Source organism: uncultured Brevundimonas sp. (assembly GCF_937870815.1).
GTDB lineage: Bacteria > Pseudomonadota > Alphaproteobacteria > Caulobacterales > Caulobacteraceae > Brevundimonas.
On record NZ_CALMZS010000176.1, the window covers coordinates 1 to 5,754 of the forward strand.

The following is a 5,754-nucleotide window of genomic DNA, read 5'->3' on the forward strand; positions in this document are numbered from 1 at the left end:
ATGGTCGGAGCGACAGGATTCGAACCTGCGACCCCTTGACCCCCAGTCAAGTGCGCTACCAGGCTGCGCCACGCTCCGAGAGGCGCTCCCTATAGACGGGGCGCCGCCGGCCCGCAAACCCAAAAACGCCCGGTCAGGCGGTTCTGGAAAGAACGGCTTCCAGACGCGCCCGCGCGCCTTCCAGTTCAGCCGCGAGCTGGCGCAGGCGGACCGACGAAGGCCCGGCCGGGGTCGGTCCGGAAAGGGGCTCCCCGACGCCGCCCTCCGGCTCGAAATCCACCGCCCCGTCCGGGTCGCCATAGGCCGCCAGCCGCTTCAGGCCCTGTTCGCGGTGCAGGCGCTGCACGCCCTTGATGGTCAGCCCGTCCTGATGCAGCAGCCGCTTGACGGCCTTCAGCAGCACCACGTCCTGGGGGCGGTAGAAGCGCCGCCCGCCGGCCCGTTTGAGCGGCGTGATGAAGGGGAATTTGGTTTCCCAGAAGCGCAGCACATGCTGCGGCGCCCCGACTTCCTCGGCGGCCTCGGAGATGGTGCGGAAGGCGTTCGGGCTCTTGGCCACGACGGATCAGGCGCTCACGACAGCGTCGTGAACCCGGCCCTTCATGATCTGCGAGGCGCGGAAGCTGATCACCCGGCGCGGATGGATCGCCGCCGGCTCGCCGGTCTTGGGATTGCGCCCCATCCGGGCCCGCTTGTCGCGCACCTGGAAGACGCCGAAGCCCGACAGCTTCACCGTCTCGCCGCGCTCCAGCGACTCGATGATCAGCTCCAGCGTGCGCTCGACCAGGGCCGAACACTCCTGCCGCGACAGGCCGACCTCCTCGTGGACCGCCTCACACAGGTCCGCCCGCGTCAGGGTCTGGTGCTGAGCCAATGGTCCGCTCCCCTCAAAAAGTCCGTCGCCCCCATAAAAGAGCAAGCGCCTTCAAATGGAAAGGCGAAATGCGCCCTACAGGCGAAGGGCGCAGGCGCCCCAGGTCAGGCCGCCGCCCATGGCTTCCATGAGGACGAGGTCCCCGCGCTTGATCCGGCCGTCGCGGATCGCCGCATCCAGCGCCAGCGGAATCGACGCCGCCGAGGTGTTGGCGTGCAGGGCTACGGTCGAGACCACCTTGTCCTCGTCCAGCCCCAGCCGGTCGCCCACCCCCTTGATGATGCGCTGGTTGGCCTGGTGGGGCACGAACCAGTCGACATCGGCGATCTCGATCCCGGAGGCCTCGCAACAGGCGGTGATGGCCTCGGCGATGTTGACCACGGCGTGGCGGAACACCTGGTTGCCGGCCATCCGCAGATGTCCGACCGACCCCGTCGTCGCGGGGCCGCCATCGACATACAGCAGGTCGGTCTTGGAGCCGTCGCACCGCAGGGCGAAGCCGAGCAGTCCCCGGTCAGCCTTGGTTCCCTGCCCCTCGCGGGGCTCCACCACCACGGCCCCGGCCCCGTCGCCGAACAGCACGCAGGTCGAGCGGTCGGTCCAGTCCATCAGCCGGGTCATTTCCTCGGCCCCGATGACCAGGGCGCACCGGGCCGCGCCCCGGGCGACGAATCCGTCGGCCACGCCCAGCGCATAGACGAAGCCGGAGCAGACCGCCTGGACATCGAAGGCGATGCAGGTCGGCACGCCCAGCTTGCGCTGGACGATCGAGGCGACCGACGGAAAGGTCATGTCCGGCGTCGTCGTCGCCACCACGATCAGATCGATGTCCTGCGGGCCGCGGCCCGCATCGGTCAGGGCCCGTTTGGAGGCCTCGACCGCCAGGTCGCTGGTCGGCTGATCGTCCCGCGCCTTGTGGCGCTGGCGAATGCCGGTGCGTTCGACGATCCATTCGTCCGAGGTGTCGACGATCTTCGCCAGGTCGGCGTTGGTCACCACCTGCTCCGGCAGATAGGATCCGACGCCGGTGACGGCGCTGCGAATGACGCTCACTGGAGGGTCTCCGTGGCCGCGCCTTCCGCGGCCGGCTGTTCAAGCACCACGGTCAGCCGGTTCAGGCTCTCGCTGACCTTCTTCAGATAATCGCTGCGGGCCAGCTCCACGGCGATGCGGATGGCGTTGCCGAAGCCCTTGGCGTCGGCGCCGCCGTGGCTCTTCACCACGATGCCGTTCAGGCCCAGCAGGGGGCCGCCGTTGATGGCGCTCGGGTCGATCTTCCGCCGCATCCGTCTCAGCGCCGGCAGGGCCAGCAGCGCGCCCGCCCTGGCCGGCACGCTCGAGGTCAGCGCCTCCTTGAGCAGGGCCGAGATGAAGCGCGCCACGCCTTCCGCGGTCTTGAGCGCGATATTGCCGGTGAAGCCGTCGGTGACGACCACGTCGACCGTCCCCCGGGCGATGTCGTCGCCCTCGACGAAGCCCTTGTAGTCGAGGCCGAAGCCGCCTTCGCGAAGGATGCGGGCGGCTTCGCGAACCTCCTCGTGGCCCTTCATGTCCTCGGAGCCGACGTTGAGCAGTCCGATGGTGGGCCGGGCCGCGCCGTGCACGGCGGCGTGAAAGGCCTCGCCCATGATCGCGAACTCGACCAGCTGTTCGGCGTCGCTCTCGACGTTGGCGCCGACGTCCAGCACTGCGGTGACGCCCCGCAGGGTCGGCCAGCTGGCGACGATCGCGGGCCGCTCGAGCCCATGCGCCGACATCCGCAGGATCAGCTTGGAGATGGCCATCAGCGCGCCGGTGTTGCCGGCCGAGACGACGGCCCCGGCCTCGCCCGTCCTGACCGCCTCGACGGCGTTCCACAGGCTCGAGCCCTTGCCCCGCCGCATGGCCTGGGCCGGCTTCTCGTCCATCGCCACGACCTTGCCGGTGTGGCGCACGTCGCAGACCTCGTCGCCGAGGCCGTTGCGGGCCATTTCGGCGCGGATCAGCGCCTCATCGCCGTGCAGAACGAAGCGGACCCCGGCGCCGCCCTGGCGCTTGCGGTAGTCGCGCACGCCGGCCACCACGACGGCCGGACCGTGGTCTCCGCCCATGGCGTCGAGCGAAATCAGAACTGGGGATGACAAGCCGCTTCGACTCCGTCGCGCCGTCAGCCGGCGCTCGTCTGGGGCGACGTTAGCGCCGCCCGGGGGGGATGCAACCAAGCCGCCCTTGCGTCAACCTTCGTCGGAAGGTCGAAGCTGTTTGAGCACGGCGAAGGGCGAGATTTCCGCCGGCTGCGGCGGCTGCACGAACTCGGCGCCCGGCTTGCGCGGGAAGGGGTCGAGCATCAGCGCCAACTGCTCGACGGCGTACTGGCCCAGATCGATCTGGCCGCCCTCGACGGGGTCAGGCGATTCGTCGTCGAGGGTGATGAGGATCTCGCCGGCGTCGGCGTCCGCCTCCGCCTGCTCGGCCAGAGACACGGCGAAGGCCGCGTCGACCTCGACCGGCAACGGCTCCAGGGTGATTCCGCAAATCTGGGCGAGGCTGGCTTTCACCCGTCCGGACAGGCGCCAGCCGCCGGGCGTCGGCGCGACCGTCAACTCCGCCACGAAGGCGTCCAGGGACGCCAGGTCCAGGGCCTTGGCGATCCGGGCCCGGGCGGCGGCGTCCGGCTCCAGGGTGCGGCCCACGCCGGCGCCGATCTGATGGACCCGGAGAGGTACGCTGTAGGGGAAATCAATGCTCATGGCCGGACCTCCGCCCAGTCCGGCCGCGTGGTCGCGGCCGCGAACGCCTGCGCCGCCAGACGGGCGTGGCTGGCCAGGGCGTAGGCCGCCAGGGCCCGGCCGGCGGCGGGATCTTCACTCTCGAACACATTGCGGGCCAGCCGGGCCGCCAGGGCGGCGGCGTCGCCGTCGCGCAGGAGCGGCTCATAGGCCGACATCCGCCCGTACATCGCCTCGCCCAGCCGGCGCATCTTCTTGCCGACGGAGATGTCGCCGACGCCGAGCTCCCGCAGGGCGTGATCCAGGGCGGACACATAGACGTCGAACAGGGCCTGGGCGGCCTCGGCCCCGCGCTCCCCCTCGCCGCGCAGTCTCATGACCAGCAGCAGCACATGCAGCGTGTAGAGCTCGAACCGGGCGTCGATCCGGTCGGCGACGGCCAGTCGCGTGTAGAAGGCGGGATTCCGCGCCTGACGCACCGCCAGTTCATACAGGGGTTCGCCCAGGCGCTGGCGGGGACGGGTCCGGAGGAGAGTCTGAAGCATGATCATGCGGCCCCTTTTCCGCCGCGCCGTTGAACTAAGGCTCGCGTCCGGTTAGGTCAAAGACCTTGTTCTTTCGCAGGCGCCGTCCATGCTCCGTTCCAAGCTCCTCCTCGCCGCCCTTTCGGTCGCCGCCCTGGGCTCGGCCTGCGCTCCGGTCGTCGGCCAGAACGGTTTCCAGGCCATCGACGCCAAGCCGACCGACATCGTGGCCGGGACCGACACCAAACAGACGGTGCTGGGCAAGCTCGGCACGCCGTCGACCACCTCGACCTTCGAGCGTGACAACGTCTGGTACTACGTCAGCCAGGTGACCGAGAAATACACCTACAACCGCCCCCAGGTGACCCAGCGCAGCGTCACCGAGATCACCTTCAACGACAGCGGCCAGGTCGCCGAGGTGCGGACGCTCGGCCTGGAGGACGGTCAGCAGATCGCCATGAACGGTCGCGAGACCCCGACCCGCGGCCGCCAGCTGACCATCCTCGAGCAACTGCTCGGCAACGTGGGCCGTGGCCAGCTGCCCCGCACCGAAGAGGACATCCCGGGCCAGCGCCGCCCGGACTGACGCTCCGGCCGGGAGACGCAGACAAACACCCCGGAGATCGCTCTCCGGGGTGTCTTTCATCGCGGCGCGCGCGGGTACGCCGCGGCGTCAGAAGATCCTGCCGCTCGCCAGCACCGCCAGCAGAAGCAGGGCGACGATGTTGGTGATCTTGATCATCGGATTCACCGCCGGACCAGAGGTGTCCTTGTAGGGATCCCCGACCGTATCGCCGGTCACCGCGGCCTTGTGGGCCTCGGAGCCCTTGCCGTGGACGACGCCGTTCCGATCGGTGAAGCCTTCCTCGATCACCTTCTTGGCGTTGTCCCAGGCCCCGCCGCCCGAGGTCATCGAGATGGCGACGAACAGGCCGGTGACGATGACGCCCATCAGCATGGCGCCGAGGGCGGCGAAGGCCGTGGCCTTGTCCGAGATCGATAACACCGCGACGAACAGGACGATCGGCGACAGCACCGGCAACAGCGACGGCACGATCATCTCCTTGATTGCGGCCCTGGTCAGGATGTCGACAGCCCGGCCGTACTCGGGCTTGACCTCATAGGTCATGATGCCCGGGTTTTCGCGGAACTGGCGGCGCACCTCGGCCACGACCGACTCGGCCGCGCGGCCGACCGCCATCATCGACATGCCGCCGAACAGGAAGGGCAGCAGCCCCCCGAACAGCAGGCCGACGACGACGTAGGGATTGGTCAGGGCGAAGTCGATCGTCCCCATGTTGGCGAAGAACGGATACGCCTCCGCATTGGCCGCGAAATACTCCAGGTCCGAGGTATAGGCCGCGAACAGCACCAGGGCGCCGAGGCCGGCCGAACCGATCGCATAGCCCTTGGTCACCGCCTTGGTGGTGTTGCCCACGGCGTCGAGCGCGTCGGTCGAGTGGCGGACTTCCGGCGGCAGACCGGCCATCTCGGCGATGCCGCCGGCGTTGTCGGTGACCGGACCGAAGGCGTCCAGCGCCACGATCATCCCGGCGACGCCGAGCATGGTGGTGGTGGCGATGGCGATGCCGAACAGGCCCGCCAGCTGGTAGGAGGCGACGATGCCGACGATGATGGTCAGGGCCGG

At 69.4% G+C, this 5,754-nt stretch carries 8 protein-coding genes and 1 tRNA gene; 1 reads left to right on the top strand and 8 read right to left on the bottom strand.

Annotation, left to right across the window (positions count from 1 at the left end; all coding sequences use genetic code 11):
* Window position 1 precedes the first annotated feature (1 nt).
* The 7 genes from Q0588_RS11625 to Q0588_RS11655 all read right to left on the bottom strand — a co-directional run bounded on the left by Q0588_RS11625 (window position 2) and on the right by Q0588_RS11655 (window position 4,127).
* Window positions 2-78: transfer RNA gene (locus Q0588_RS11625), tRNA-Pro, on the bottom strand.
* A gap of 55 nt (window positions 79-133) precedes the next feature.
* Entirely contained in the window at window positions 134-559 is a 426-nt protein-coding gene (locus Q0588_RS11630; RefSeq protein WP_298746212.1) for a MerR family transcriptional regulator, read from the bottom strand.
* A 6-nt stretch (window positions 560-565) separates the two neighbouring features.
* Entirely contained in the window at window positions 566-874 is a 309-nt protein-coding gene (locus Q0588_RS11635) for an integration host factor subunit alpha (protein WP_298746214.1), read from the bottom strand.
* A 75-nt stretch (window positions 875-949) separates the two neighbouring features.
* Window positions 950-1,927, bottom strand: coding sequence for a beta-ketoacyl-ACP synthase III (locus tag Q0588_RS11640; RefSeq protein ID WP_298746216.1), 978 nt, complete (start codon window positions 1,925-1,927; stop codon window positions 950-952).
* A complete protein-coding gene (plsX, locus tag Q0588_RS11645; RefSeq protein WP_298746218.1) occupies window positions 1,924-2,997 on the bottom strand; it encodes a phosphate acyltransferase PlsX in 1,074 nt (357 codons plus the stop codon). The genes Q0588_RS11640 and plsX overlap by 4 nt, the downstream gene beginning before the upstream one ends.
* A 90-nt stretch (window positions 2,998-3,087) precedes the next feature.
* The gene (locus tag Q0588_RS11650; protein WP_298746220.1) at window positions 3,088-3,603 is read right to left on the bottom strand and encodes a DUF177 domain-containing protein; all 516 of its coding nucleotides are present in this window, start codon (window positions 3,601-3,603) and stop codon (window positions 3,088-3,090) included.
* On the bottom strand, window positions 3,600-4,127 hold the full coding sequence (locus Q0588_RS11655; protein ID WP_298746222.1) for a ubiquinol-cytochrome C chaperone family protein: 528 nt from the start codon (window positions 4,125-4,127) through the stop codon (window positions 3,600-3,602). The genes Q0588_RS11650 and Q0588_RS11655 overlap by 4 nt, the downstream gene beginning before the upstream one ends.
* 88 nt (window positions 4,128-4,215) lie before the next feature.
* Between Q0588_RS11655 and bamE the strand changes: the two genes are divergently transcribed.
* Window positions 4,216-4,692, top strand: a complete 477-nt coding sequence (gene bamE / locus Q0588_RS11660) for an outer membrane protein assembly factor BamE (RefSeq protein ID WP_298746224.1) — start codon at window positions 4,216-4,218, stop codon at window positions 4,690-4,692.
* Window positions 4,693-4,779: 87 nt separating this feature from the next.
* Here bamE and Q0588_RS11665 read toward each other — a convergent pair.
* Window positions 4,780-5,754 (bottom strand): sodium/proton-translocating pyrophosphatase (locus Q0588_RS11665; protein WP_298746226.1); only part of this gene is annotated, 975 nt, incomplete at its 5' end.